The sequence below is a fragment of the Salibacterium halotolerans genome (genome assembly GCF_900115625.1).
Classification (GTDB): Bacteria; Bacillota; Bacilli; order Bacillales; family Marinococcaceae; genus Salibacterium; species Salibacterium halotolerans.
The window spans coordinates 32,079-56,448 of record NZ_FOXD01000015.1 but is presented as its reverse complement, the minus strand read 5'-3'; the positions used below and the strand labels follow the sequence as shown (position 1 = coordinate 56,448).

The 24,370-nt window shown below is 50.9% G+C and carries 24 protein-coding genes; 15 read left to right on the top strand and 9 right to left on the bottom strand.

From position 1 onward, the window contains the following. Positions 1 to 10 precede the first annotated feature (10 nt). Together BM124_RS12875 and BM124_RS12870 are read left to right on the top strand one after the other, a co-directional pair. Positions 11 to 1,057: a FecCD family ABC transporter permease gene (locus BM124_RS12875; RefSeq protein WP_244504333.1), complete on the top strand. Its 1,047-nt coding sequence runs from the start codon at positions 11 to 13 to the stop codon at positions 1,055 to 1,057. After that, positions 1,057 to 2,076, top strand: coding sequence for a FecCD family ABC transporter permease (locus BM124_RS12870; RefSeq protein ID WP_093338094.1), 1,020 nt, complete (start codon positions 1,057 to 1,059; stop codon positions 2,074 to 2,076). The genes BM124_RS12875 and BM124_RS12870 overlap by 1 nt, the downstream gene beginning before the upstream one ends. 78 nt (positions 2,077 to 2,154) lie before the next feature. Here the strand turns inward: BM124_RS12870 and BM124_RS12865 are convergent, their stop codons facing one another. After that, positions 2,155 to 3,354, bottom strand: a complete 1,200-nt coding sequence (locus BM124_RS12865) for an MFS transporter (RefSeq protein WP_093338093.1) — start codon at positions 3,352 to 3,354, stop codon at positions 2,155 to 2,157. A gap of 162 nt (positions 3,355 to 3,516) precedes the next feature. On the opposite strand from BM124_RS12865, the gene dhaK reads away from it, so the two are divergent. From dhaK to dhaM, 3 genes are read left to right on the top strand one after another with little or no spacing between them, the layout of a single operon-like run. Next, positions 3,517 to 4,473 (top strand): dihydroxyacetone kinase subunit DhaK, encoded by a 957-nt coding sequence (gene dhaK / locus BM124_RS12860; RefSeq protein WP_093338091.1) that lies wholly within the window; start codon positions 3,517 to 3,519, stop codon positions 4,471 to 4,473. Between the two features lie 21 nt (positions 4,474 to 4,494). Then, positions 4,495 to 5,115: a dihydroxyacetone kinase subunit DhaL gene (gene dhaL / locus BM124_RS12855; protein ID WP_280139741.1), complete on the top strand. Its 621-nt coding sequence runs from the start codon at positions 4,495 to 4,497 to the stop codon at positions 5,113 to 5,115. After that, positions 5,115 to 5,504, top strand: coding sequence for a dihydroxyacetone kinase phosphoryl donor subunit DhaM (gene dhaM / locus BM124_RS12850; protein ID WP_093338089.1), 390 nt, complete (start codon positions 5,115 to 5,117; stop codon positions 5,502 to 5,504). Before dhaL ends, dhaM begins: the two co-directional genes overlap by 1 nt. Before the next feature lie 157 nt (positions 5,505 to 5,661). On the opposite strand, the gene BM124_RS12845 is transcribed toward dhaM, so the two are convergent. Genes BM124_RS12845 through BM124_RS12830 form a run of 4 tightly spaced genes read right to left on the bottom strand, consistent with a single transcriptional unit; the run spans position 5,662 to position 9,849 of the window. Then, positions 5,662 to 6,411: a PHP-associated domain-containing protein gene (locus BM124_RS12845; RefSeq protein ID WP_093338088.1), complete on the bottom strand. Its 750-nt coding sequence runs from the start codon at positions 6,409 to 6,411 to the stop codon at positions 5,662 to 5,664. After that, positions 6,408 to 7,253, bottom strand: a complete 846-nt coding sequence (locus BM124_RS12840) for an energy-coupling factor transporter transmembrane component T family protein (protein WP_093338086.1) — start codon at positions 7,251 to 7,253, stop codon at positions 6,408 to 6,410. Before BM124_RS12840 ends, BM124_RS12845 begins: the two co-directional genes overlap by 4 nt. Then, on the bottom strand, positions 7,213 to 8,958 hold the full coding sequence (locus BM124_RS12835; protein WP_093338085.1) for an ABC transporter ATP-binding protein: 1,746 nt from the start codon (positions 8,956 to 8,958) through the stop codon (positions 7,213 to 7,215). Before BM124_RS12835 ends, BM124_RS12840 begins: the two co-directional genes overlap by 41 nt. A gap of 3 nt (positions 8,959 to 8,961) precedes the next feature. Then, positions 8,962 to 9,849, bottom strand: a complete 888-nt coding sequence (locus BM124_RS12830) for a DUF8171 family membrane protein (protein WP_093338083.1) — start codon at positions 9,847 to 9,849, stop codon at positions 8,962 to 8,964. Between the two features lie 167 nt (positions 9,850 to 10,016). On the opposite strand from BM124_RS12830, the gene BM124_RS12825 reads away from it, so the two are divergent. After that, complete coding sequence (locus BM124_RS12825) at positions 10,017 to 10,844, top strand: MurR/RpiR family transcriptional regulator (RefSeq protein ID WP_170841138.1); 828 nt, start codon at positions 10,017 to 10,019, stop codon at positions 10,842 to 10,844. 27 nt (positions 10,845 to 10,871) lie between these two features. On the opposite strand, the gene BM124_RS12820 is transcribed toward BM124_RS12825, so the two are convergent. Together BM124_RS12820 and BM124_RS12815 are read right to left on the bottom strand one after the other, a co-directional pair. Then, on the bottom strand, positions 10,872 to 12,089 hold the full coding sequence (locus BM124_RS12820) for a multidrug effflux MFS transporter (RefSeq protein WP_093338162.1): 1,218 nt from the start codon (positions 12,087 to 12,089) through the stop codon (positions 10,872 to 10,874). A 119-nt stretch (positions 12,090 to 12,208) separates the two neighbouring features. Then, the gene (locus BM124_RS12815; RefSeq protein WP_093338080.1) at positions 12,209 to 13,285 is read right to left on the bottom strand and encodes a M20/M25/M40 family metallo-hydrolase; all 1,077 of its coding nucleotides are present in this window, start codon (positions 13,283 to 13,285) and stop codon (positions 12,209 to 12,211) included. A gap of 298 nt (positions 13,286 to 13,583) precedes the next feature. Here BM124_RS12815 and BM124_RS12810 point away from each other — a divergent pair, with 298 nt between their 5' ends. The 6 genes from BM124_RS12810 to BM124_RS12785 all read left to right on the top strand — a co-directional run bounded on the left by BM124_RS12810 (position 13,584) and on the right by BM124_RS12785 (position 18,482). Next, on the top strand, positions 13,584 to 14,126 hold the full coding sequence (locus tag BM124_RS12810) for a signal peptidase I (protein ID WP_093338079.1): 543 nt from the start codon (positions 13,584 to 13,586) through the stop codon (positions 14,124 to 14,126). A gap of 146 nt (positions 14,127 to 14,272) precedes the next feature. Next, positions 14,273 to 14,902 (top strand): hypothetical protein, encoded by a 630-nt coding sequence (locus BM124_RS12805; RefSeq protein ID WP_093338077.1) that lies wholly within the window; start codon positions 14,273 to 14,275, stop codon positions 14,900 to 14,902. An 85-nt stretch (positions 14,903 to 14,987) separates the two neighbouring features. Continuing rightward, positions 14,988 to 16,295 (top strand): hypothetical protein, encoded by a 1,308-nt coding sequence (locus BM124_RS12800; RefSeq protein WP_093338076.1) that lies wholly within the window; start codon positions 14,988 to 14,990, stop codon positions 16,293 to 16,295. After that, positions 16,292 to 16,825 (top strand): signal peptidase I, encoded by a 534-nt coding sequence (locus BM124_RS12795; RefSeq protein WP_093338074.1) that lies wholly within the window; start codon positions 16,292 to 16,294, stop codon positions 16,823 to 16,825. The genes BM124_RS12800 and BM124_RS12795 overlap by 4 nt, the downstream gene beginning before the upstream one ends. Before the next feature lie 23 nt (positions 16,826 to 16,848). Continuing rightward, complete coding sequence (locus BM124_RS12790; protein WP_093338073.1) at positions 16,849 to 17,847, top strand: LPXTG cell wall anchor domain-containing protein; 999 nt, start codon at positions 16,849 to 16,851, stop codon at positions 17,845 to 17,847. Beyond that, the gene (locus tag BM124_RS12785; protein ID WP_093338072.1) at positions 17,844 to 18,482 is read left to right on the top strand and encodes a class D sortase; all 639 of its coding nucleotides are present in this window, start codon (positions 17,844 to 17,846) and stop codon (positions 18,480 to 18,482) included. The genes BM124_RS12790 and BM124_RS12785 overlap by 4 nt, the downstream gene beginning before the upstream one ends. Positions 18,483 to 18,533: 51 nt before the next feature. On the opposite strand, the gene BM124_RS12780 is transcribed toward BM124_RS12785, so the two are convergent. Further along, positions 18,534 to 19,517: an aldo/keto reductase gene (locus BM124_RS12780; protein ID WP_093338160.1), complete on the bottom strand. Its 984-nt coding sequence runs from the start codon at positions 19,515 to 19,517 to the stop codon at positions 18,534 to 18,536. A 280-nt stretch (positions 19,518 to 19,797) separates the two neighbouring features. Between BM124_RS12780 and BM124_RS12775 the strand changes: the two genes are divergently transcribed. From BM124_RS12775 to argS, 3 genes are all read left to right on the top strand, one after another. Continuing rightward, the gene (locus BM124_RS12775; RefSeq protein WP_093338070.1) at positions 19,798 to 20,781 is read left to right on the top strand and encodes a cyclodeaminase; all 984 of its coding nucleotides are present in this window, start codon (positions 19,798 to 19,800) and stop codon (positions 20,779 to 20,781) included. A 464-nt stretch (positions 20,782 to 21,245) separates the two neighbouring features. Continuing rightward, positions 21,246 to 21,683: a YwiB family protein gene (locus BM124_RS12770; protein ID WP_093338069.1), complete on the top strand. Its 438-nt coding sequence runs from the start codon at positions 21,246 to 21,248 to the stop codon at positions 21,681 to 21,683. Positions 21,684 to 21,688: 5 nt separating this feature from the next. Beyond that, a complete protein-coding gene (gene argS, locus BM124_RS12765; protein ID WP_093338067.1) occupies positions 21,689 to 23,359 on the top strand; it encodes an arginine--tRNA ligase in 1,671 nt (556 codons plus the stop codon). A 242-nt stretch (positions 23,360 to 23,601) separates the two neighbouring features. Here argS and chbG read toward each other — a convergent pair whose 3' ends face one another. Beyond that, positions 23,602 to 24,345: a chitin disaccharide deacetylase gene (gene chbG / locus BM124_RS12760; RefSeq protein ID WP_093338066.1), complete on the bottom strand. Its 744-nt coding sequence runs from the start codon at positions 24,343 to 24,345 to the stop codon at positions 23,602 to 23,604. Positions 24,346 to 24,370 lie beyond the last annotated feature (25 nt).

The following is a 24,370-nucleotide window of genomic DNA, read 5'->3' as shown; positions in this document are numbered from 1 at the left end:
GGGAATCATTGTGGCAGATCATGAAAAAGAACAGCCGGACGCAGTAAAAAACAAAAACAAGCAGGGTCCTGCCGCAGCCGTTTTGATTCTCGTGTTCGGCACGCTTGCCCTGATCATCAGTCTTGCCGTTTCCATCACTTTCGGCGCGGCGTCGATTAAGCTGACAACGGTATGGGAGGCGCTGTTTGCGTTCAACCCGGATCTTTCGGACCATCAGGTGATTCAGGAAATCCGGCTCCCACGGGTGCTCAGCGCGGTGTTTGTCGGCTCTTTCCTGGCGGTTTCCGGTGCCATCATGCAGGGCATGACGAGAAATCCGCTCGCTTCCCCCGCCATTCTGGGTGTATCGGATGGGGCGGCGTTTGCGATCGCTATTGCGTTTGCTTTTTTTCCGGGGACGTCGTATGTCGGTTTGATGGGATGGTCATTTGCAGGAGCGGGCCTTGGAGCGCTTCTCGTGTTCGGCGTCGGGATGTTTTCCAAAGGTGGTATCACGCCGGCGAAACTGGCCCTTGCCGGTGTGGCGGTCGGCGCGATGCTCAGTTCCTTTTCGACGGCGATTGCGATTCAGTTTGATGTCGCACAGGATATGACCTTCTGGTTTGCCGGAGGTCTTGCCGGCATAGAATGGACCAGCATACAGATGCTTCTCCCTGTAGCGGTGGTTGGTCTCGGGATTGCTTTCCTTATTTCCAGGGCTGTTACTATTTTGAGTCTGGGAGAAGAGGTTTCCAGAGGTCTCGGCCAGCGTACGACTTTGATTAAAGTACTCGGCATCATCACCGTGCTTCTTTTAACAGGAGCGGCGGTGGCTGTGGCGGGAAGAATTGGATTTATCGGTCTCGTCATCCCCCATATTACCCGGTTTCTGGCGGGGATGGATTACCGCTGGCTGATTCCATGTTCTGCTGTACTCGGGGCGCTGCTGCTCGTCTTGTCCGATCTTGGCGCCAGAATGGTCAACGCCCCTTATGAAACACCGGTCGGCGCAATTACTGCCTTAATTGGTATTCCTTTCTTTCTTTACCTGGCGCGCGGTGAAGGGAGGGGTCTGTAATGGATATCGACCGTATCCACCGGAGGCGGTTTGTTTACGCGATGATCACACTCGGCGTGCTGGTCACTGCTGTTTTTCTCATCAGCATGAACCTGGGAAGCTATCCTCTCTCCCCGCTGGACACGCTGAAAACGCTGTTCGGCGCAGGAACATCGGAATCGTCTCTTGTTCTGTTTGGTTTCCGGCTGCCGAGAATTGTGCTGGCGCTTCTGATTGGGGCCGGGCTGGCGGTTTCCGGCGCCGTTTTGCAGGGTGTGTCGCGGAATGAACTGGCTGACCCCGGCATTATCGGCATCAACGCCGGTGCGGGTCTCGCGGTGGTTCTGTTTATCTACATCTTTGAAGGGTCGCTCGGGAACCTCGGCTGGGTTTCTTTATTTGCGATGCCGTTTTCCGCCCTTGCCGGCGCTTTTCTGGCTGCGTTTCTCATATACATGCTGGCGTGGAAGCAAGGGATTACCCCGCTCCGCCTGATCCTTGTCGGTATCGCCGTCAATGCGGGATTTAACGCGCTATTGATTGTGTTTCAGCTCCGCATGGAACCCAATAACTTCTCGAAGGCCATGATTTGGCTTTCCGGCAGCATCTGGGGCGCCAACTGGCGGCTCGTTCTCTCCACGCTGCCATGGATTGCGATTCTGCTGCCGTACACCATATACAAATCGAAACATCTGAATGTCCTCTCTCTTGGGGATTCCATTGCAACAGGGCTTGGCACAAAGGTGGAAAAAGAACGGCGGGTGCTTCTGGCAGCGGCGGTTGCGCTTGCCGGCGCCTGTGTCGCTGTCGGCGGCGGCATTGCGTTTCTCGGACTGGTAGCGCCCCACCTCGCCAGACGAATTGTCGGGCCGATGCATCACTTTTTGATACCCACATCGGCAGTGATGGGAGCTTTGCTGCTTTTGATTGCTGATACAGTGGGGAAGAATCTGTTTTCGCCGGCTGAGATTCCAGTCGGACTGGTCGTCTCCGCTATTGGAGCCCCGTATTTTATTTACCTGTTGATGAAAACCAATTAACCTGAAAAAACCCATCCTTTGCGGAACAATGAAGCCGCGCAGGATGGGCTTTTAACGGTGGAAAGGAAAACGCCCGGTTTATTCCTGCTGCGTTTTGGGCAGCTGATCCTCCATATGTTTCATCCGCATGGTTATAACGGTCGTCACAGCAAGAATAACGAAAGAACCGGCAATAACGGCATTCCATCCGGCTATCGACCACAATACGCCGTCATAAAAACTGCTGAATCCGCCTCCGAGATAATAAAAGGTAAGATAAAGACCGGATGCACTGGCTCTGGCGTGGGTGGCGTGCCTTGTCACCCACGCACTCGACGTGGAATGAGTGAAAAAGAATCCGAAACAAAGCAGGAACAAAGCGCCGATAATGACAGGAAAGACAGGGATCAGCGTCAAGGCGAGGCTGACCGCCATACAAACCATACCGGCAGCCATACATGTGGTTTGATTAAAGCGCTGCGCGGCTTTTCCGGCAAGGGTGGAGCTGATGGTACCGGCACTGTATGTGAGAAAAAGCAGACCGAGAACTCCCGTGGATGCATGGAACGGCTCCCGGCTGAGATAATAGGTGATGAACGTGAAAATCCCCATAAACATGAGAAAATGAAGCCCGCCGAGGATGTAAGCATCGCGGAGCAGCGGACTGGCTAAATGGTCTTTGTTGTCCTGAATGATGGTTCTCAGCTTGAGAGGCCTTGCCTGAAACTCCCGGGATCGCGGCAGCAGCATATAGACAAGAGCCGCCAGAACAGCACTCAGCACCGTCATGACAAGAAAGGCTGTCCGCCAGTTCCAGACGTCGGTTAACACGCCGCTGAGTACGCGGCCGCTCATGCCGCCGAGACTGTTACAGCTGATGTAGGCACCAACCGCAACCGTCATCGCGCGCATCTTGAATTCTTCGCTGATATAGGCCATGGCGGCGACCGGAATACCAGCCAGACCGGCCGCCTGAAATATCCGTCCGGCCAGCATCACCTCAAATGTCGGAGCTGCACTTACCGCAATCGTGCCGAGTATCCCGAGTCCGAGCGCCGTAAAAATGATGGGACGGCGTCCGAACGCATCTGACAGCGCGGTATAGATGAAAAAGGTGATGCCGAGCACAAACAGCGGAACGGAAACGAGCAGACTTGCCGTCGTTTCGGAAACGCCGAATGATTCAGAAAAATGAGGAAGCAGCGGCTGCGGGAAATACAGGTTCGCAAACGTCATCAAGGCGGCCGCACCAAGCGCGAACACAGCCCGCCAGAACGTTTTCGTTTTGATGTCAATCATGGGCGCACCTTCTTCTATTAAAAAGTATCCATCATAACAAACAGGGTTACATGGAAAATGATAGAATCCGGAGCGTTGAAATGCAACCCCGGGGAATGTTTTTTTCATTCTGAAAAAAGGAATAGAAGGGAAGACTTAAGCACACAAGGAGGAGAGGAAAAAATGAAAAAATTCATCAATAACCCGGAAGACGTTGTGGAGGAGATGCTTGAAGGAATGGCGGCGGCTCATTCTAATGAACTGAGACGGCTCCCAGGGTGGAACGTACTGGTACGAAAAGATGCCCCCGTCACAGGAAAGGTTGGTCTTGTCAGCGGAGGAGGAAGCGGTCATGAACCGGCCCACGCCGGCTTTATCGGGGAAAACATGCTGGATGCCGCTGTCGCCGGTGAAGTGTTCACCTCCCCGGCGCCGGATCAGATCTTTGAAGCCATCAAAGCGGTGGACAGCGGCAGCGGCGTACTGTTGATTGTGAAAAATTTCAGCGGTGATGTGATGAATTTTGATATGGCAGCGGAAATGGCAGCCGCCGAAGGCATTGATACAGAGCAGGTGGTCGTGAAAGATGATATTGCCGTCGAGAATAAAGAAGACCGACGCGGTACGGCAGGAACCGTACTGGTCCATAAGATCGTCGGTACAGCGGTGGAAGAAGGGCTGAATCTCCAGGAAGCTGCAGAACTTGCGCAACACGTCACGTCCCGCATCGGATCGATGGGAGTTTCTTTAAGTCCAAGTACGGTTCCCGCGTCCGGCAAACCCGGTTTCACCCTTGCCGACGATGAAATGGAACTTGGAACCGGCATACACGGCGAACCGGGAATGGAACGAAAGAAAATCCAGCCGGCCGACACAGTCGCCGAAGAACTGCTGGACAAAGTGACGGCCGAGCTTGAAGTGAAAAGCGGAGATGACGTTATCGCCCTCGTAAACGGTCAGGGCTCCACACCGCTCATGGAACTATATATCGTGTACCGTAAAGCAGCGCAGCTCCTCTCCGGTAGAAATATCTCCATCCACCAATCGATGGTCGGAGAATACATGAGCTCGCTGGAGATGGCGGGATGTTCTCTTACGCTCCTGAAGCTGGATGATACAATCAAAAAATATGTAACATAAACAGAAAGGGTGAAAGGTGCTGTGGAACTGACAACAAACGTGATGAAATACTGGCTGGTAACAGCCGATGAAAAAATGCAGACCCATAAAGAGTATTTATCCGAACTGGATCAGGCGATCGGGGACGGCGATCACGGACATAACATGGCCCGCGGTTTTCAAGTTGCGGCGGAGAATGCCAAAGAGAGCACAGAAGAAGACATCGGGGCTCTGATGAAAGCAGCAGCGATGACCTTGATTTCAAAAGTAGGCGGGGCATCCGGTCCCTTGTACGGCACCGCATTTCTGAAAGCTTCGGATAAATGGAAGGGGAAGACCTCTCTTTCCAAAGATGAATTCGCAGAAGGATTGGAGGCAGCCGTGGAAGGGATTAAAACCCGCGGCAAGGCCGAAGCCGGAAGCAAAACGATGCTCGACGTCTGGACTCCGGTTCTCGACTACGTCCAGCACCACGATATCGCTGCGCCCGATGTATCCGCAAAGGCGAAAGAAAGCATGGAACAAACGGAAAGCATGAAAGCTGAAAAAGGAAGAGCCTCTTATTACGGAGAAGAATCCATCTCCCATATCGATCCCGGCGCCTACTCGTCCTATCTTCTGTTTGAAGCGCTGGCTGAGGCTCTGGACAAGGAGGAAGCCTGATGAGTAAAACAGCTGTCATTATCGTCTCCCACAGTGAAAAAATAGCAGAAGGCATTAACGATCTTGTCTCTCAGACGAAACAACCGGATGTTCACGTCTTTGCAGCCGGCGGCACGGAAGACGGAGAAATCGGAACGAGTGCCGATAAGATTCAACACGCGCTGCAGCAGGCTGACAATGAAGCCGGCACGCTCGTGTTTTATGACATCGGCAGCGCTCTGATGAACGCCGAACTCGCTCTTGATATGCTTCCCGATCTGGAAGGGAACGTCGAAATCGTGAACGCGCCTGTTGTCGAGGGCACCTATGTTGCGGTAGTGGAAGCCGGCATGGGAAAATCCCTTGAGGACATCGCCGCATCCGTCCGGCGTCAGCAATTTGTGGAGTAAACACGGATTTAAGTATCCAGCAGTATGATAGAGATTGTCAACCACAGATTCTCAGTACTTGGAGCAACACGAAAAACCCGGACGACATTCTCGCCGCCACGCGGCTTGAAAAGAGTCGTCCGGGTTTTTATGTGATATCTATTCTATTGCTGTAAGATTAAGCAGAAAGGATCTGCTGTTTCAGTGTTTTTTTCACCGCTTTGGCCGCTTCAACTTTCGTGGACAGGCAGTTGGAAATATGACGTTTCGGCTGCTGGAAGACGGCTTCTTTCAGTTCCGCGATTGTTTTAATATCGTTATCCACTTCGTTAAAAACGGCGCCGAGCTGGAGCGGATGGTGGGAGTCACTGCCGGCGGTGATGCGGATACCGAGTTCCTCCGCCCATTTCTTTACACGCTCTTCCATGCTGGTATTTTCATAGGTGAACAGGTCTTTTCCGTTCACATCAAAGGCGTCCAGTTTTTCAAGCAGGCGCTCCGGATGAGCTGTGAGAGGTGTCGATTCCCGGAACGGGTGCGCGCCGATGCGGAGTATTTCTTTCTCATCGGTGAGCCGGAGCAGTTCCTCAAAAGCAATAAATTCTTCCTTGAAGGGTTCAAGTGTCTTGTTCAACGAAACAATATCCTCTTTGTCCCCGATCAGCAGTATATGACCGGTTTCTTTTACATCCACCTCCATGCCGGGAAAGACCCGGATGCCGTCTACATCGTAATAGTTGTTTTCATAGTGGTAATGCGCATCCAGGGTGTCATAGATTTCCTGGAAATGGCGGGTGTTGAAATGCTCTGTTAACGCGAAGGCATCCAGCCCGTTTTTTGCTGCGCCTGCTGTCATGCCAAGAAAGAATTCAAGGTCAAAGTCCGTCTTTTTCGTCAGTTTGCCGTGTGTGTGAAGATCAATATTCATAGTTGGTGGATCGTCCTTTCTATTGGATATAATGTCCCAGTGTAAATAATGGCTATTAAAACGACGCCCGTAATCCCGAGAAACAGAACATCTTTTTTCGTCGTTTTCAGGTAGGAAAGCTTCAGTTCTTTTGCTTCAGGATTATGCATGCCGTACGTGAATCCTTTGACCTCGAGAGCTTCCACTGTCGTTCGTGTGCGTTTGGCAGTGTTTAGAATCATAGGGTAGAAAGCTTTCACGGCTGTCACGCAGAAGTGATAGATATACCGCCACGCAAGGATCCCTTTTTTCTCCGGGAACCTGCCGCGCAGCCGGAATGAATGGAAGATGTTCTGGTATTCATCGATCAGAATCGGAAGCATACGGTAGCCGTAGGAAATGCCGAAACAAAAGGTCTCCGGCACTTTGAAACGGAGCAGGGCATCACTGAACCGTTCGGGGTCCATGTTTGTAAAAATGACGATGCTGGCAAGCGAAATGATCGTCAGTTTCATCGTGAATGTCAGCAGTGCGGCCGCCGCGGTGAGATCTCCGCCGAAAAAGAGAGCGACGAAAATGACATAACCGGCTTCGGTCACGAGCCCGAAACAAAGCAGAAATAAAATCAGCGGGCTGATACGGGACAGGGCGGTCAGAATGATCATATATAGAAGCATGCCGATCAGAATCGTGTTGTTCCAGAAAAGCCAGGGCAGGATGGCAAACAGCAGGTACCAGATGATGGCGACTCTTGGATCCAGCTTCGCCATAAGTGTCGTACGTTCTCCGTACGCCGTGTTCATGAGCTCAATTTTAATGGTCTCAACGTTGATTTTCGAAAGCCACTGCCGGATACGGTTCATAACGCGGGCCGCCCCCTTTCACGAACGGAAGGAATTCCTGTATATCAAGCGCTGACGGCTGAATCCCCAGTTTTTCCGAAAGCCGCACAATCTGCGGCGGATGCAGGGAGCACCTGCGCATCAGTTCGTGACGGGAAAATAACCCCCGCGGTCCGCCGTCGTACTCAACCGTTCCTTCATTCAGTACAATGACACGAGATGCCCACTCCGCGACGAGGTCCATGTCGTGGGTGGCGATAACGACGGTTTTGACGTGTTCTTTCAACTCGTGAAGCAGCCGCGCGACTTCTTCGCGGCTGTTGATGTCAAGACTCGAGGTCGGTTCATCCAAAAGAAGCAGGGAAGGCTGCGTACCAAGTCCGATGGCAAGCGAAGCCCGCCGCTGCTGGCCGCCGCTGAGCAGCCGGCCGTCTTTGTCCTGAAGGTCTTCCAGTGAAAAAAGACGGCACAGCTCATCTGCGTACGCGGCAGCCTCCGGCGATTTCCGAGCCTTGAGGAAGTACTCAATATCGGCGCGGATGTTATCGGCTATGAACATCTCTTCCGGGTTCTGATAAATGTAGGTCACTTGTTCGGCGATTTTTTCCGGAGAGGTACGTGCGACAGGCTGCCCGGCTGCCGTGATGTTACCTTTACGCGGCCGGAGAATACCGGTCAGCATTTTCAATAAGCTTGATTTTCCGGCGCCATTCCCGCCGACCAAAGCAATCCGTTCTCCTTCATAGAAAGACAGGGATAACTCCTCAAACACCCACTTGAACGTTTTCTGTACGGTTTTATACCCCTGGGTGACCCGGTCGAATGAAGCAATTTTCGTTTTTTCGGAAGCGCCTGGGGGAACCGGTGCAATGTGGCGCGGGGAAGCCGCCGGCACACGGGAGCTGAACCAATTGGCACCTTCCTCCAGAGTGATCGGCACGTCGCTTTCTTCTGCGCCGGCCGCTTCTGCCAGTCTCGTTACAGGAGGCGGCAGGATGTTGTGGTGCTGAAGGTCCTTTATGCTCCGCATCGCGTCTGCCACCGGCTTTTTCCACTTTACGGTACCTGCGTCCATCAGCACCGCAGATTGAGCGAACTCGGCGATAAACTCGGTATGGTGTTCAATGACGATAATGGTAATGCCGTGCTCCCGGTTTAAGTACTGCAGCGTGTGATAGATGTCCCGGGCATGGACCGGGTCGAGCTGCGCGACGGGCTCGTCTACGATGATGACCTCCGGCTGCAGGGAGAGAACACTTGCAAGGGCCGTCAAATGTTTCTGGCCGCCGCTCAGCTGCCAGATAAATTCATTCTTGATCGGGTTCAGACCGAGCATGTCGAGGGCCTCATCCCCCCGTTCTTTATAATCCGGCCATCCGTAATTAAGCGGGGCGAACCGCACCTCATCCAGCACTCTCGGGCGGACAAGCTGGCTTTCAAAGTCCTGGTAGACGTAGCCGACTGTTTTGGAGAGCAGGGCGGTATTTGTATCTTCGGTGGCTTCGCCGTTAATACGCACGGCCCCTTCCAGCGCGCCGTTATAATAATGGGGAATCAATCCGTTAAACGTTTTGCATAACGTGGTTTTTCCACTCCCGTTTCCTCCGATGACAGCGAGAAAGTCGCCTCGGTTCACGGTAAGAGAAACGTCCTGAAGAACCCGTTTAACCGAAGAGGGATAGGAAAAATTCACATGTTCCAGCTCAATAATCGGTGATGGTTTCATACGTCACTGCGCCTTTCTCGAAGGATTCTGTCCGCTGTTTGCCTTTTTCAAATACGATAGTCCCATGACTGCGAGAATCAGGACGATAACGGCGGCGGAAACGCCCACCCATAAGAACTGCTGTCCGAACTGTTCGATGAACTCCGGCTGCCAGACGGCGAAGTTAACGTCCATTTCCGCCATAAATTCCGCAATCATACCGACAAAAATGAAGAAGACGGAGAAAACAAGAAAACGGGCACCGACGATTTCTTTAGCGGAGCGGAACGAGACGTCTTCGCGCGGCGCAAAGCCCATCAATGGTTCTATTTTGCCGTACAGGCGGGGAACGAGCCATATCGCCGGAATCAATCCGAAAAGGACACCGGAAATAACCATTTCATTAACGAAACTGATACCTTCCAGAACCAGAATACTCTCGGGAACGCCGGGGACAGCTTCCAGCTCCTCGATGCCGACCCAGACTTTTCCGATGTCGACCACAGTGCTCAGCATCTGATCGATACCGACACCGACCAGAGAGGCGATGGCAATCTGTTTCCGGTTGTTTGGATTTTTCACGAGAAGCCCTGCGACGTACAACGCCAGCGCAAATTCAATGAAGCCTTCCAGCTCACCAATTCCGCCGAAATCTCCCATCAGAAGGTCAGCAAAGATGATTTCGCCCAGCGGAGCGCCAAGGGCTGCCGGAAGCGGGCTGAATAAAAACACCATAGCCAGAGGAATGAAAGCGAAATAAGAGACCGACAGTTCAACAGGACCGAACGAGAATTCCGGAACGATTTCCGTGATAATGTTGGCGATACCAAAGAGAGACATGGACAACACAAAAATCATGAGCTGCTGTGACTGGTTTAATTCCTTTTTTTGATGTGGCAGTTGATTCGGCATGAAGCGGGTACCTCCTTTAATATGAATACACGTTCAGTGTAAGAGGTTTATATAAAGGCATTGTTAAGTGATTATTAAAATGAAATTAATTTTTCTATTTTATTATAATGAAATTAATTTTTCATATTGAAAAGTATTGTATCATGAAGGCAAAGGAGGTGGAGTGTGTGGATTGGCTTCAGATTGACTCATCCACGTTAAGTGCCAATCAACAGAAAGTGGCGGATTATCTGTATAAACAGGAGACGAAAATAGCTTATCTCACGCAGGAGGACATCGCTGCGGAGACGGGGGTGAGCATGGCGACGGTGTCCCGGTTTTTCCGTCAGATTGGTTTCGCCGGCTTTAAATCGTTCAGAGAGGAAATGAAGCGGCGTTTTGCGGATACACCGGCTAATAAAATGGGGACAGTACTGGAGAAAACCGAGTCTTCAGAAGTGGTGCAGTCGATGATTCAGCAGGGAAAGGAGTATCTCGAAACGACGTCCCGGCAGATGTCGGAGAACGATTTCCGTGAGATGGTGTCTTTATTGAATAAAGCAGCAGTTGTGTATATGTTCGGATACGGTCCGGCTGCCTCCCTGACTTCGTTGTTTTCATTTCGTCTGCGCCGGTTCGGTATTCATGTGCACGTGCTGCCGGAAAGCGGCCAGAAACTGCTTGAAGATATGATGCACTTTCAGAAAGAAGATGTCATCGTGGTCTTCGGTTTTGCCAAACCTCTCCCCGAAACGAGGGCTTTGTTTGACGAAGCGGCAGAAAAAGGTATGAAGGTGATTCTCGTTACAGACCTGCAGGTATTTGAGTTTATTCCGAGAGCGGATGTGGTTCTCTACGTTGAACGGGGGGAAATGTGGGAGTTTCATTCGATGGTGGCACCGGTCGCTTTGATAGAAAGTGTGATTGTCGAGCTGGGAAGAACGAGGGAAGAGGCCGCGATGGCGCACCTGGAAGAACTGCAGCGTTTAAGGAAAAAGTATCCCTTTACGAAATAGAGCGGCGCCATCTGCGGATGATTGACTTTATGACGATGTAGGTTTTCGGACAAGAAACAGGTAACAGCTCAGTGCCAGAGCGTCAGCAATGAAAATAATCAGTCCCATCGGCAGGGCTGTACCTTCTCCAGCCACTCCGACAAGCGGAGCGGAAGTCGCGCCGAACAGAAACGGCAGCAGGCCGAGCAGTGCGGAGGCACTGCCGGCACGGTGACCCTGGGTCTCCATGGCAAGGGAGAAGCAGGTTGTGGTAACAACACCTACACAGGAGACGACGAGAAAGATCGGGATGACGATAAAGACGAGCGGCGCCTGCAGTAAAATCATGATGAGTAGAAAGATACTGGCGCCCATGGTTACGAACAGGCCGGTCTTCAGTATTTTATTTTCATCTATAAATCCTGCCAGACGACCGGTCAGCTGACTTCCTATAATCAGGCCGATCCCGTTCATCGCAAATAGAATACTGAACACTTGGGCGGACACTCCGTAAATCCCCTGATAGACAAACGGCGTACCGGACACATAAGCGAAAATACCGGCCATGACCAGCCCCTGTGCGAGCGCATACCCGGCAAACGTACGGTCTTTCATTAATTCACCGAACGTCCGGATGGTATGTTTGATGCCGCTGTTGGATTTATTTTCATCCGCCAAGGTTTCCGGAAGCAGCAAAAAGACGGTCGTGAGCATAAACAAACCAATGACACTCAGTATGACAAATATCCCCTGCCACGACGTCCAGTTCAGTACGATACCGCCCGCGAGCGGGGCAAGGATCGGTGCGAGCCCGTTTACAAGCATCAGCAGCGCAAAAAATTTCGTGAGTTCTTTGCCGGTGTACAGATCACGGACAACGGCTCTTGAAATGACAATGCCCGCCGACGCCGAAAATCCCTGCAGAAACCGCGAGGCGATAAGAACCCAGATGGACGGGGCAAACACACATAGAAAAGACGCGGCCGCATACACGCCGAGCGATATTATCATCGGCGTTTTGCGGCCTTTCATATCACTAATCGGGCCGATGACGAGCTGCCCTCCCGCGAGGCCTAGAAGGCAGGCCGTTAAGCTTAACTGCACCGATGACGCGGTCGTATCCAGATCATTTGCGATGGAAGGAAAGCTCGGGAGATACATATCAATCGTCAACGGACCGAAAGCAGCCAGTGAACCGAGCAGGACAGCCATCCATATACGGCGCAGTTTTGACAATGTTGGAGCGGAAGCGGCGGAATGTTCCATAAATATATCAGACGACCTTTCAGATAAAAATAACATGTACGTTCAAAACACTATCTCTTATCTTACACGAGAAAGAGAAATAAATCTTGTCAACCGTCCTATATAAAAATCGTTCCACCTTAATCCTTAAGATCATCGAGAGAAACGGGTTTTAGATTTTCGTTTCCCTTCAGCCGGGTGAAAAACGAGACGAGCAGTTCAATGGCCTGTTCGATGTCATCCAGACTCACGGTTTCAACCGGCGCGTGCATATACCGGAGCGGAAGCGAAACCAACGCAACCGGAACGCCGCGTGCCGTTTTACGGAGCTGATCCGCATCGGTGCCGGTGGAACGGGGCGTGAGTTCATATTGAACCGGGATGCCGGCTGCTTTGGCTGCCTGCTCCAGCAGGTCATTTGCTTTCTGGTTAATGGGAGCCCCTTTAGCAAGAACGGGCCCGCCGCCCAGCTTTACGTCGGTCGTTTTTTCCGAAACGGAGCCCGGATAATCGGTCGCGAACGTAACATCCACCGCAATGGCAAGATCCGGTGCGATGCCTGCTCCGGCAAAATAAGCCCCGCCCATGTTCGTTTCTTCATTCACCGTACTCACCGCGTGCATGCCGACGTCCGGCTGCAGCCGGTTTTCAAGGCGCCGGAAAGCCTCCGCCGTAATAAACGCACCAGTCCGGTTGTCGAGCCCGCGCCCGCTGATCCGGTTGTTCAACAGTCCTTCCGGTTCGCGTTTGTAGACCGCTGTATCCCCTGCTGCAATAAACGCCTCGACTTCCTCTTTAGACGTAGCACCGCAGTCAATAAATAAATCGGAAAAACTGAAATCATCTTTGGCCCCACCGTGATGCTCAGCATTTGTACCAAAAACCCCGGTCAGACGGCCGTGTGTACCGAGTATCGTTACTTTCATCCCAATGGCCGGCTTATGGTTGATTCCTCCTACCTTTTCCACGTGAATAAAACCATTGTTATCAATCGCCTTCACCATAAACCCAATTTCATCACAGTGCCCCGCGACAGCCACTCGGAGCGCAGCATCTGGATGATAAACGGCGGACGCGTTCCCCGCGCCGTCGGTATGTAAGCTTTGTGCATGCGGCTTCACATACTGCAGCCATTTCTTCTGAATGTCCGCTTCCATGCCCGAAGGCGACGGGGTGTGCAGCAGGTCGTATAAAAAATCATAGTGCTTGCTGTTCATAATCGTATCCCGATCCTTTCTCCAGTACGTTTCTTTTATTATATGCGTTACCCCGGCAGAACAACAAATAAAGCCCTCGAAGCATAAACAGAAGTCACATCCTATTGTTCATTATATAAAACAAAAAAGAAGGAATAAATTTTAAAAAAGGAGGAATTTAAAGATAAAGAAAGAAAAATAAAGGTAATGTGCGTTATATAGAACTATATCAATGCTCATCATGTTTTGCTAAAGAATTAGTTCGTTATATAATACATTTACATTCTATAAAACGAACAAAAAGAAGGGAGGTGGCAGGGTGGTTGGAAAAATGGTGCGAATCGCTTTGAACAGCTTACTGGGTGTGCTTTTCGTTCTTTTTCTCGCCTCGGTGTTTCTGTTGATTCAGGGAAGGATGAATCCGGATGAACTGCCCTCCGTTTTCGGCTATCACCCATTAACTGTTTTATCAAACAGCATGGAACCTGCTTTTTCGGCGGGAGATATGATTCTGACCAAACAGACAAATCCCTCGGACATTCAGACAGGAGATGTCATTTCCTTTTATAACGAAGAAGAGGAAATCATTACCCACCGTGTTGTTGAAATCGCCGGGAAGCAGGACGAGGCCGCTTTTGTGACACAGGGAGACAACAACAATGTAAAAGATGATACGGCTGTCACCGGCGCACAGCTAATTGGGAAAATGCAGTTTTCTCTTCCTTACGGCGGTCATCTGGCACAGTTCTTCGGCAGTCCGGCCGGAATCATCCTGTTTATTATTCTTCCTGTATTCGCTTATATCGGTATCGAGATTTACGAACGATTGGGACGGGACAAAAAGTCCGAACAGACAGTATAGCGTGAACGTTAACTCTATGAAGGAGGTGAAAAAGCAGCAAAGCCGCATCCGGCTATTATTTATCAATGGTAAACAGGTACACCAAGGTTCACCGGGGACAGGAAAAGAGTCAAAAACATGTACTTAATTAATGAGGAGGAAGAAAAATGAACAAAACAAAAAAGGCACTTATCGCAACATCTTTGGCAGGAGTCATGGCAGCAGGGGCAGGATTCGGCACATTCTCATGGTTCACCGAAAGTCAGGAAACAGGATCAAGTGAGGTGCAGGCAGGAACACTCTCGCTGACTGATATAACTGAAGAGAGAGTCTTCAGTACAGAAGGTCAGCTTCTGCAGCCGGTAACTGTAGGCACCGCGGAAAATAATCCCGGAGAGTATATGGCTGAAGGAAATGCCATCACATTTGAAAACGATGGTAATCTCGCGCTCGATCCCCGTCTCATGCTGGATGTGGAAACAAACGGCATTGATGGTGCTGACGGCAATGACTATAAAATCCGTATGAATCTGGAACGTACCGGAAGCGTGGACTGGAGCGGGCAGAGTGAGTGGAAAAATGCTAATGAAATAGACGCTCCAATCAATGAATGGTTCCGTAGTGAAGAAAATGGTTTCCAGGAGGATATGCAGCCGGGCGATGCCGTGACCGTAAGCTTTGACGTCTACCTCGATCAGGAAGCCGGCAATGCGTATCAGGATTCCTCGGTAACAGGTACGCTCCGTGTAGACGGCAAGCAGACTGTTGAAAATGCGGAATACCCGGAAGACGAATAATCAGGTAGATAAGCTGTAAACAAGGAGCAGCTGGTTTCCAGCTGCTCCGTTCTTTATCGCGATCAAAGAATGGAGGTGCTGTACGTTGAAAGGCTGGTTATCCCTATTTGTGGTAAGCCTGTTTATCATTGCATGCGTGTTGGATGGATTCAGTACTTATTCCTATTTTTCGACGGCAACAAAAAGTTCCCCCAGCTCCGTCCGGGCGTTTGTCCCGGCAGATGGTCTGGACATTAAGGAGAAGGTCAACGGATGCGCTGTTACGCTGACAGTGAGAAACAAAACACAGGTAGATGCTGATGACGTAAGGATTGAAGCTGGACAGAAAGCACATAAGAAAAATAACTACCGCATTACGCCCGGAGTGGATCGCCTCGTTATTCCGGCGAAAGATTCAGCGTCAGCCGGGTTTGTGACAAATCACCGGGAAGGAGTCCATTGCAATAATCAATGGGTGTATTTTAATATTTCCGCTTTTAATGGAAAGTTCGAAGAGACAATCCGCGTGAAAGTCCACAACCCGCCTCCTAAAGAAAAAGTAGAAGAAGAGAAGAAAAAAGAAGAAAAAGAGAACAAGAAGGAAGAAGAAACCACCGAAGAAGAACAAAAAAATAGTGAGGAAGACAACACAGAAGAGTCCGGGGAGGAATCGGGAAGCAGTCCTGACGAATCCGGAGAACACTCCTCGAAGGAACCAGATTCAGATGAAAGCACAGAAGAAAACAGCGGTTCCGAAAGCAGCGGAGAGAATACGGAAGATACCTCGGAATCGGAAAACCCCGGATCAGAGGGCAGCACGGATGAAAAAGAAGAAGAAAACGAAAATGCCGAAAGCGGCAATAATGGTGCTGAAAACAGCGGAGACAATGCCCAAGAGTCCGAAGGGGCCGGCTCCGATGAGAGCACAGGTGGAGAAAGTGGGTACACGGATGCTGGTAACAGTGATTCCGGTAATACCGGAGAAAATGCGGAAGATACCACCGGCTCCGAAGAGGGCAGTGAGGAAGAGAACCACGCTGCCGGAGAAGAAAGTAAATCTCCAAATAAGGGCGTAAAGGAAGACGATGAAAAACAGGAACCGTCCGGAGGTGATGGTGATAAAGAGGCACCAACAACGGATGACAATGGAAATGAAAGTAAGGAAGAAGAGAATAACAACCAGGAAAATCAAAATGCAAGAGAAGAAGACCCTCCGGATGAAGGAACAAAAAGTGTAGAAGACGACAAAAGCTCCAGGGATGAAGATGATAAGGATGAGAAGGAAAAGGAAGACAACGGCAAAGACAAAGATAAAAAGGAAGACAAGGAGCGGGAAAACCGCCCGGACGAAGACAAAGCATCCAAAGTTGATAAAGACAGAAAAAAAGCAGACAAAAAGGATAAGGACCAATGAAGCTGCTGAAAAAACTGTTGGCGCTGCTTAGTATCGGCACGTTTGTTCTGGCTGTCTATCTCGTTTTCTTTACGATCCAGCATCCCGGTGATATGCCGAAGATATTCGGTCTGCAGCCGGTGAAAGCAGCATCCGGCAGCATGGAACCGACGTTTTCTAAAGGAGATCTATTATTTATGAAAGAAACGGGAGCCATCCGGATCGGTTCTGTTCTTATGTATGAACAAAATGAGGTGAGCGTCACCCACCGTGTGACGCAGATAACCGAGGAAGGATTCCGTACGAAAGGAGATGCCAATGCACTGGAAGATGGTGCATTGGTTCCCCCGGAGCAGGTGAAAGGTATTTATCTCTTTCACATCCCCTCAGCCGGCTGGTTGATAGAACAGATGGCAGGCGGATACGGGATCATTACCGGTGCCACGCTGCTTGGTTTTATAGCTTTAGGGAAATACTACAAAACGGTTCTCAAAGTCTTGGGGCTGCGGAAGAAATATGTCCGTTACAAGCCCCGGAGCTTTGACAGTTGAATAAAAAACGGGGGGATCGTGAGATGATGAAAATATGGACAAAAGCGTCGTCCCTGCTGACCGGGGCGGCGCTGTTATGTCTATTCTCTTCCAATACAGCGGCTGCCGGGGAACTGGTGGAGCTGGAGGACAGTCGCTTCATGAAAGACGTCGGTCCCTTTGCTCCGGGTCATTCCTTTGAAACGGGGATTACGGTGGAAAATGTCAGTGAGGATGATATCGAATATGTCCTTACCTTGAAAAGGGAAGAAGAAAAGCAGCAGGACCGGGAAGAAGAATCAATCATGTTCTTTGAAAATCTGCAGGTAACTGTCCAGGCAGACGGTGAACAGAAGTATGAAGGAAGTTTCGAAGGGGTCGAAACGATTGATATGGGGGTGCTGGAAAAGGAGGAAGATCTGCCGGTGACATTTAAAGTCCGTTTTCCCGAAGAGAGCGGGAATGAGTATCAGGGGCTTTCCACCGGTGTGTCCGTGATAGTGAAGGCACGGCAGGTGAATACTCCGCCGGACGATGATGAAAACAGCGAAGAAGACGATGACGGAAATGGCGGCAATGATTCAGACGGTGGGTCCGGAAACCCGGACCGTGATACCGGCGATCCGGGTGACACCGGAAATCCGGGAGATTCTGACGATCAAGAAACGCCTTCGGAGCCGGATAACGGGGCACCGGAAGAACCGGAAACCGGGGAGCCCGCGGACCCGGATCACCCAGTGAAAGATCCGGACAATCCGGACACCCCGTACATTCCGGACAATCCGGAACGTCCCGCAACACCTGAAGAACCGGGTGTACCGAATGCAGATGAACCAAATGATCCAGAGGAGCCCGGCGATAATGAGACGACAGTTCCCGGCGGCAGTGACCGTCCCGGACCTACGCTGCCGCAGACAGGTGAGCATGGAAATTTACTGTTTTATGCGGCGGGACTTGTCAGTATTGCTGCCGGCATCTATTTATATGGCAGAGTATCGTCCATTGCCGCGCCGTTTGTGTTTAGAAGGAGAAGAGAACCATGAAACCGGTCGCCTTTCTTCTTGTTCTCGCGGGAATCTTCCTGCTGTTTTATCCGCATGTGAACGAATGGATGGCCGATTCCCGGCAGGCGGAACTGCTGGAACAGTGGGAGACTGCTGAAGCATCACAGGTGAACACCAGAGCAGGACGGGATTACGAAGAATTGGAACATATTTTTGAGCAGGAAGAGACGGAAGAGGCACCCGAACCTCCTCCCCCGGAAAGTCCGGAAGGAAAAACAGAGACTGTTGGTGTGCTCCGGATTCCTGCCATTGAAGCGGAGCTACCGGTAGCAGAGGATGCCTCCGCGGCTGCCCTTGAGGTAGCTGCCGGCCATCTTGCCGGGACAGCTGCGCTGGGAGCAAAAGGAAACAGCGCGGTGGCCGCCCACCGCAGCCACACATACGGCCGCATGTTTAACCGTTTGAATGAAGTGGAGAAAGGAGACGCGATAGAAGTAGAGACGAAAAGCGGAACCTATTTCTACACCGTATTTCAGACCAAGGTCGTGGACCCTTCCGACACCTCCGTGCTGCGGCAGGATACGAATGGAAAAAAAGTCATTACGCTGATAACCTGCTCTCCGATGAAAAACCCGGTGAATCGTTTGATCGTCCAGGGAAAATTAAATGAATAAGCAAAATCTGCTCCGGAACGAACCGGGCAGATTTTGTATGACCGTCTATTTTTAATAGGCCCCCTGGATATAGGGCAGCACATCCTCTTCATATATCCTGCGGAGCTTCTGCATTTCTTCTTCAGTATAAGAAGCACTTTCTTCAGCCTGCAGGTTGTCCTCCACCTGTTCCATCGATTTAAAGCCTGGAATCACGCACGTTACTTCGTCGTGCTCAAGAATCCATTTTAGCGCTCCTCTTGTCATGGATCCGCGTCCTTTTGCAATCCACTCAAGGGATCGGCTGAGTTCCACCCCTTTTTCAAAAGGAAGGCCGGCAAACGTTTCCCCTACATTGAAAGCTTTCCCTTCCCGGTTGAAGTTCCGGTGGTCGTCTTCAGCAAACGTGCTCCCGGCCGTGAATTTGCCGGTCAAGAGGCCGCTTGCAAGTGGAACCCTGGTCAGAATGCCGACGCCCTGCTGTTTGGCTTTCGGAAGAAGTTCTTCCAAAGGTTTCTGGCGGAAGATATTAAAGATGACCTGCAAGGCCCGAACGTTCGGCTGATCCAGGCAGATCAGACCTTCCTCCACCGTCTCCACGCTGACACCGTAATAGCGGATTTTCCCTTCCTGCTGCAGCTTATCAAGCACGTCAAATACACGACCGTCTTCGAGAATATGTTTGGGCGGGCAGTGGATCTGATAGAGATCAAGCCGCTCCCGGCCAAGACGGCGCAGACTGTTTTCGAGCCAGGCCCGCACGTTTTTTTCGGAGTAGGTGTCAGGCTCATCGATGTCCCCGGCACGGCAGAATTTGCTCGCGATATGAATCTCATCTTCGCGCCCCTTCGTTGCTTTGGCTAGAAGTTCTTCGCTGCGGCCGTCTCCGTACACATCCGCGGTGTCGAAAAAATTCACGCCGGCTTCCATGGCCCGTTCCAGTCCTTTTAAGGCTTCCGTGTCATTGGTTGAACCCCAGGCACCGCCTATGGCCCAGGTGCCGAAACTGATTTCACTAACGTTCAGGTCCGTATTTCCAAGCTGACGGTATTTCATCATCCATGCACCACCTTGTTTCATATAATATAAAGCGCTTCCGCTATTGTACATGATTTTTCTTCCAGCATCTACAAAGATGAAACACCGCCTGATTCGAGCGAAATATTGTCGGTTGCAGGCGAAGTTTTGTCGAAAACGAGCGACATTGTGTCGAAAACAAGCGAAACCGCAGCGAAAACGAGCGGATACGGTGATGGCTGCAAAAGCGGAAAACAGGTTTAATCATCGCCGCAGAAAAGGGATAGTATGAATAAAAGAAGAAGGGAGCGGATCACGGATGTATATCTTTTCTGAAAAAGAACTTCGTCAGGTTGTACATGTGAACAAGACCGCCCTGGAATTGGTGGAAGAAGGCTTTCAGAAGCTGGAGCAGGGGGAGGTGACGATGCCTCCGGTGCTGCGTGTCGATATTCCCGAAAATAACGGGGAAGTGGACGTGAAAACAGCCTACGTGAAAGGCAAAGACTTGTTTGCTCTGAAAATGTCGTCCGGTTTTTTCAACAATGCGGATAAGGGACTGCCCAGCCTCAGCGGCATGATGCTTCTGCTGAGTACACAGACAGGGTTTACCGAAGCGCTTCTCCAGGACAACGGCTATTTGACGGATGTCCGCACAGCGGCTGCCGGGGGCGTCGCAGCGGATCACCTCGCTCCGGCGTCGGTGATAACAGCTGGTGTGATCGGCACCGGAACCCAGGCCCGGTACCAAATCCGGGCCCTGCAGCTCGTGCGGAAGCTGGATCAGGTTCTCGTGTACGGACGGAAGCCGGAGCGTGTGCAGCAGTATATCAGCGAGATGGAGCATGAGCTCGGGGTCCCGGTGAAAGCCGCCGGCAGTCCGGAAGAGGTGGTACGAAACAGTGATGTAGTTATAACAACAACACCCGCCAAACAACCAATCATTCAAAAAGAATGGCTCCACCCCGGTCTGCATATCACGGCAATGGGATCCGATGCTGAAGAAAAGAACGAGGTTGCTCCGGGTGTCCTCCAGGCGGTGGATGTGCTCGCGTGTGATTCCAAAGCCCAGGTGTTTAAACTTGGCGAACATCATCACGCGCTGGAAGCAGGGACCATTAAGGAAAGCAGCGACATCAGGGAACTGGGGGCTCTGTCTCTCGGCCGAGCGTCCGGCCGCACGTCCGATGCCGAGGTGACGTTCTGTGACTTGACCGGCACCGGCGTCCAGGACACCGCGATTGCGGTACATGCTTATCAAAGCCTGCTCGATGCCGGAAAAGGAACAACATTTGAAGGATAGATCCAGAAGAGGGAGCTGTTCCAATAAACGGGGCAGCTTTTCTCGTTCTAAGATGCACAATCACAAAATTTTTACGGATTGTGGGGGTTGGAAATTTTCTAAGCGCCGCTTTTTCAACGATTCACAGTAATTGTGACGCCCAGCCCCGGTCTAAGGGTTACTTTTCAAGAAATGGAGTACAAAGTGACCCGCAGTGTAATCAAATCCAGCGGCACGTGCCGGAATACAGAAAAAGTGATTCAGAAATACTGTGATTCATGTATAATAGAAGGAAGTCAGCCCGGCAGGTGTCTTCATCCATCTATTTTTCCGTAAAGAAAAGTCATAATCATGCGCACCCGTACATAATATGGCAGGGGAGGCCTGTCTTTATCTTGCATGTGAAAAAAGGAATCGCTACACTTTGTATACGGAGAAACGCAGGGACCCGGAAAAATCCACGATTATAGAAGGGGAGCGGTAAAATGACAGATGCGCTGAAGACGCCGGTGGATGTTAAAATGACCACCAACATCAGGCAGCAGGGGGAAAAAGAGCAGGTGAACCTGCAGGCGAAAGGTGAAATATACCAAAAGCAGAATTACACTTTTGTGTCGTTTACGGAAAACCTGGACGATATCGGGGAAGTGTCTACTGTCTTAAAGGTGGGAGGACGGGAAATCACGGTCCTGCGATCCGGCTCGGTATCCATGCGTCAGCGCTACGTAAGCGGAGAACAAACGGAAGGAAGCTATGAAACGCCATTTGGCACCTTCACGACCGAGGCCGACACCCATCAGGTCGCTGTCATGTGGGCAGACAGCGGAAGCACCGGCCGCATCCAGTTCGGCTATGACCTGACCCTGCAGGGGGCATCGGCCGGACGGTATGATGTCACTATATCGATTGAGGAGGATACGTAACGGTTATGAACGTCGTCGAACAGATCAAGGAACAATTGAAACAGGAAACCGCCGATGCCGCTGTGAAAGCAGGGCTCGTGTCCAAAGACGAACTGCCGGAAGTGGTGATGGAGACACCAAAGGATAAAGAACACGGCGACTTTGCCACGAACCTTGCGATGCAGCTGGCCAAAACAGCAAAAAAAGCACCACGCCTGATTGCAGAAGATATTACAAACGCGATCGATACATCGAAAGCATCTGTTGAGAAAATGGAAATTGCCGGTCCCGGTTTTATCAACTTCTTCCTCGATCAACGCTATCTGCGCCAGGTGATTCCAGCTGTCCTTTCTGCTGGAAGCACCTACGGAGAGACCAATCTCGGAAAGGGAAAGAAAGTCCAGGTGGAATTCGTTTCCGCCAATCCAACGGGGGATCTGCACCTTGGACATGCTCGCGGCGCCGCTGTCGGAGATGCACTCAGCAATATTCTGAAAACGGCCGGATTTGATGTCACGCGGGAATACTACATCAACGACGCCGGCAATCAGATCAATAACCTCGCCTACTCGGTGGAAGCGCGCTATCTCGAGGCCCTCGGGAAAGAAACGACGATGCCCGAAGACGGCTACCGCGGTACGGACATTAAGCAGTTCGGCGAAGAACTGGCCGCAGAGCACGGAGAGGCTTTTGTCGAGACAGCACGCGAAGAGCGGCTTGCCTTTTTCCGGGAATACGGGTTAAAACGGGAAATGGAGAAACTGAAACAGGACCTGCTGGATTACCGGGTGGAGTTTGACGTATGGTATTCTGAAACGTCGCTGTATGAAACCGGCAAAGTCGAAGAGGCACTGCAACTGCTTGAGGAGCGCGGCGAAGTGTATGAAGCGGACAACGCCGTCTGGTTTAAATCCTCCAACTACGGTGACGACAAAGACAGAGTGCTCGTCAAAAATGACAACACCTATACGTATCTCCTGCCCGATATTGCGTATCATCAGAACAAGTTTGAGCGCGGATTTGAAAAAGTCATCAATGTCTGGGGTGCGGACCATCATGGCTATATTCCAAGAATGGAAGCAGCGGTGCAGGCGCTCGGTTATGACAAGGAGCAGCTCGATACCCGTATTATTCAGATGGTGAATCTGTATGAGAACGGTGAACGCGTGAAAATGAGCAAGCGGACAGGCAAAGCCGTGACGCTGAAAGATTTAATGGAAGAAGTCGGCATCGATGCCACACGTTACTTTTTTGCGATGAGAAGTTCCGACACCCACATGGATTTTGATTTGACACTCGCCAAGTCCGAATCCAATGAAAATCCGGTCTACTACGTCCAGTATGCGCACGCGCGTCTGTGCAGTATTTTCAGGCAGGCGGAGGAAAAAGGGTACGCGTATGACCCGGAAGCCGATCTTACACCGATTGCTTCGGAGAAAGAGTACGCCCTGCTTAAAAAAATCGGTGAATTTCCGGAAACGGTCGCGGTGGCCGCGGATAAATACGCGCCGCACCGGATGACCAATTACGCCCATGAGCTCGCCGCCGCCTTCCACAGCTTCTATAATGCGGAGCGTGTGGTGGATGGTGACGATGCTGCCAAAACCAAGGCCCGGCTGAAGCTTGTGAAGGCGGCACAGATCACGTTGCAGAACGCCATGGCGCTGATTGGTGTGGACGCGCCTGAAAGAATGTAATCATGACGTACTAAAAGACCTGCCCGGCTGACCGGGCAGGTCTTTTTCCATCGAAAGAGGACAGATCAGGAATCAAAATGTCTATAAACTGCAGTTAAGGGACACTTTAAGGGGAAACAAAGACCAAAATGGCTGCGCCCAACATTTATTGGACACCATATAATGCTTGATTCTGAAAAATGGGTCCTATCCTGATTTTGTGGACATTCAGCTCCAACGTGCTTCCCCTTTCATTCTCCGTTTTATGAAAGATCGCGGAAGGTAATCAGCTGTACATTAGCATTGTTGTTAAGCTGATGTTTCAGAGCATCATCGGTGAGCAGGGCAAGCTCTTGCGTGCGGGGAAATAAAAAGGAAGAACCTTCAATCAGCGGTTTGTCCAGATAGGCAGGGTGGGTCATGAATTCAATCGTATAGGCCTGGTCGTACATTTCTTCCATGTTTCCTTTTAATTTATCAATGCAAAGTTCCAGGCAGTCAGTCGTCATAACCTCAGAAACGAAAGAGTCTCCGCCGGGTGTCTTTTCTGGAAAAGGAACCCGGACGGGAAGATGAAAAGAAGCAGCAAGGGACGCATAAATTTCTGTCAGTCCCGGGTAAGAGTGAATATGATGATGGCTGTCCAGATGAGTCGGGGTGATCCCGAATTGGACAGCCCTTTCTATCTGAGTTTTCCATTCCTGATAAACTTCTTCTTCATCAATGTTATATGAACCGGAATAATAGGATAAAGCATGAAATTGCCCCTGTTCATCCACGATTGTTTGATGACCGGAAACAAGCGGAGGACCGCAGGTTAATGTGAGGTGTATACCGACTCCGAGTTCAGGGTTGGCTGCCGCCAGGTTACAGGCGTGCGACGCTTCAGGCATATTGGTCATTAGAGTGGTCGATGTTAAGACTCCAGAGGTGTAAGCTTCCATTATTCCGTAGTTCACCCCCTTTGAATACCCGAAATCATCAGCGTTGATAATGACGTTTTTCAAGAAAATCAACCCCTTCTCGCGCAGG

Bases quoted from the DNA above. Each gene is read 5' to 3' on its own strand.
- dhaM (WP_093338089.1), top strand. From the start codon at position 5,115: ATGAGTAAAACAGCTGTCATTATCGTCTCCCACAGTGAAAAAATAGCA.
- BM124_RS12790 (WP_093338073.1), top strand. From the start codon at position 16,849: ATGATGAAAATATGGACAAAAGCGTCGTCCCTGCTGACCGGGGCGGCG.
- BM124_RS12815 (WP_093338080.1), bottom strand. From the start codon at position 13,285: ATGAACAGCAAGCACTATGATTTTTTATACGACCTGCTGCACACCCCG.
- BM124_RS12795 (WP_093338074.1), top strand. From the start codon at position 16,292: ATGAAGCTGCTGAAAAAACTGTTGGCGCTGCTTAGTATCGGCACGTTT.
- BM124_RS12870 (WP_093338094.1), top strand. From the start codon at position 1,057: ATGGATATCGACCGTATCCACCGGAGGCGGTTTGTTTACGCGATGATC.
- BM124_RS12805 (WP_093338077.1), top strand. From the start codon at position 14,273: ATGAACAAAACAAAAAAGGCACTTATCGCAACATCTTTGGCAGGAGTC.
- BM124_RS12770 (WP_093338069.1), top strand. From the start codon at position 21,246: ATGACAGATGCGCTGAAGACGCCGGTGGATGTTAAAATGACCACCAAC.
- dhaK (WP_093338091.1), top strand. From the start codon at position 3,517: ATGAAAAAATTCATCAATAACCCGGAAGACGTTGTGGAGGAGATGCTT.
- BM124_RS12845 (WP_093338088.1), bottom strand. From the start codon at position 6,411: ATGAATATTGATCTTCACACACACGGCAAACTGACGAAAAAGACGGAC.
- BM124_RS12820 (WP_093338162.1), bottom strand. From the start codon at position 12,089: ATGGAACATTCCGCCGCTTCCGCTCCAACATTGTCAAAACTGCGCCGT.
- BM124_RS12840 (WP_093338086.1), bottom strand. From the start codon at position 7,253: ATGAACCGTATCCGGCAGTGGCTTTCGAAAATCAACGTTGAGACCATT.
- argS (WP_093338067.1), top strand. From the start codon at position 21,689: ATGAACGTCGTCGAACAGATCAAGGAACAATTGAAACAGGAAACCGCC.
- BM124_RS12785 (WP_093338072.1), top strand. From the start codon at position 17,844: ATGAAACCGGTCGCCTTTCTTCTTGTTCTCGCGGGAATCTTCCTGCTG.
- BM124_RS12865 (WP_093338093.1), bottom strand. From the start codon at position 3,354: ATGATTGACATCAAAACGAAAACGTTCTGGCGGGCTGTGTTCGCGCTT.
- BM124_RS12780 (WP_093338160.1), bottom strand. From the start codon at position 19,517: ATGAAATACCGTCAGCTTGGAAATACGGACCTGAACGTTAGTGAAATC.
- BM124_RS12830 (WP_093338083.1), bottom strand. From the start codon at position 9,849: ATGCCGAATCAACTGCCACATCAAAAAAAGGAATTAAACCAGTCACAG.
- BM124_RS12835 (WP_093338085.1), bottom strand. From the start codon at position 8,958: ATGAAACCATCACCGATTATTGAGCTGGAACATGTGAATTTTTCCTAT.
- BM124_RS12775 (WP_093338070.1), top strand. From the start codon at position 19,798: ATGTATATCTTTTCTGAAAAAGAACTTCGTCAGGTTGTACATGTGAAC.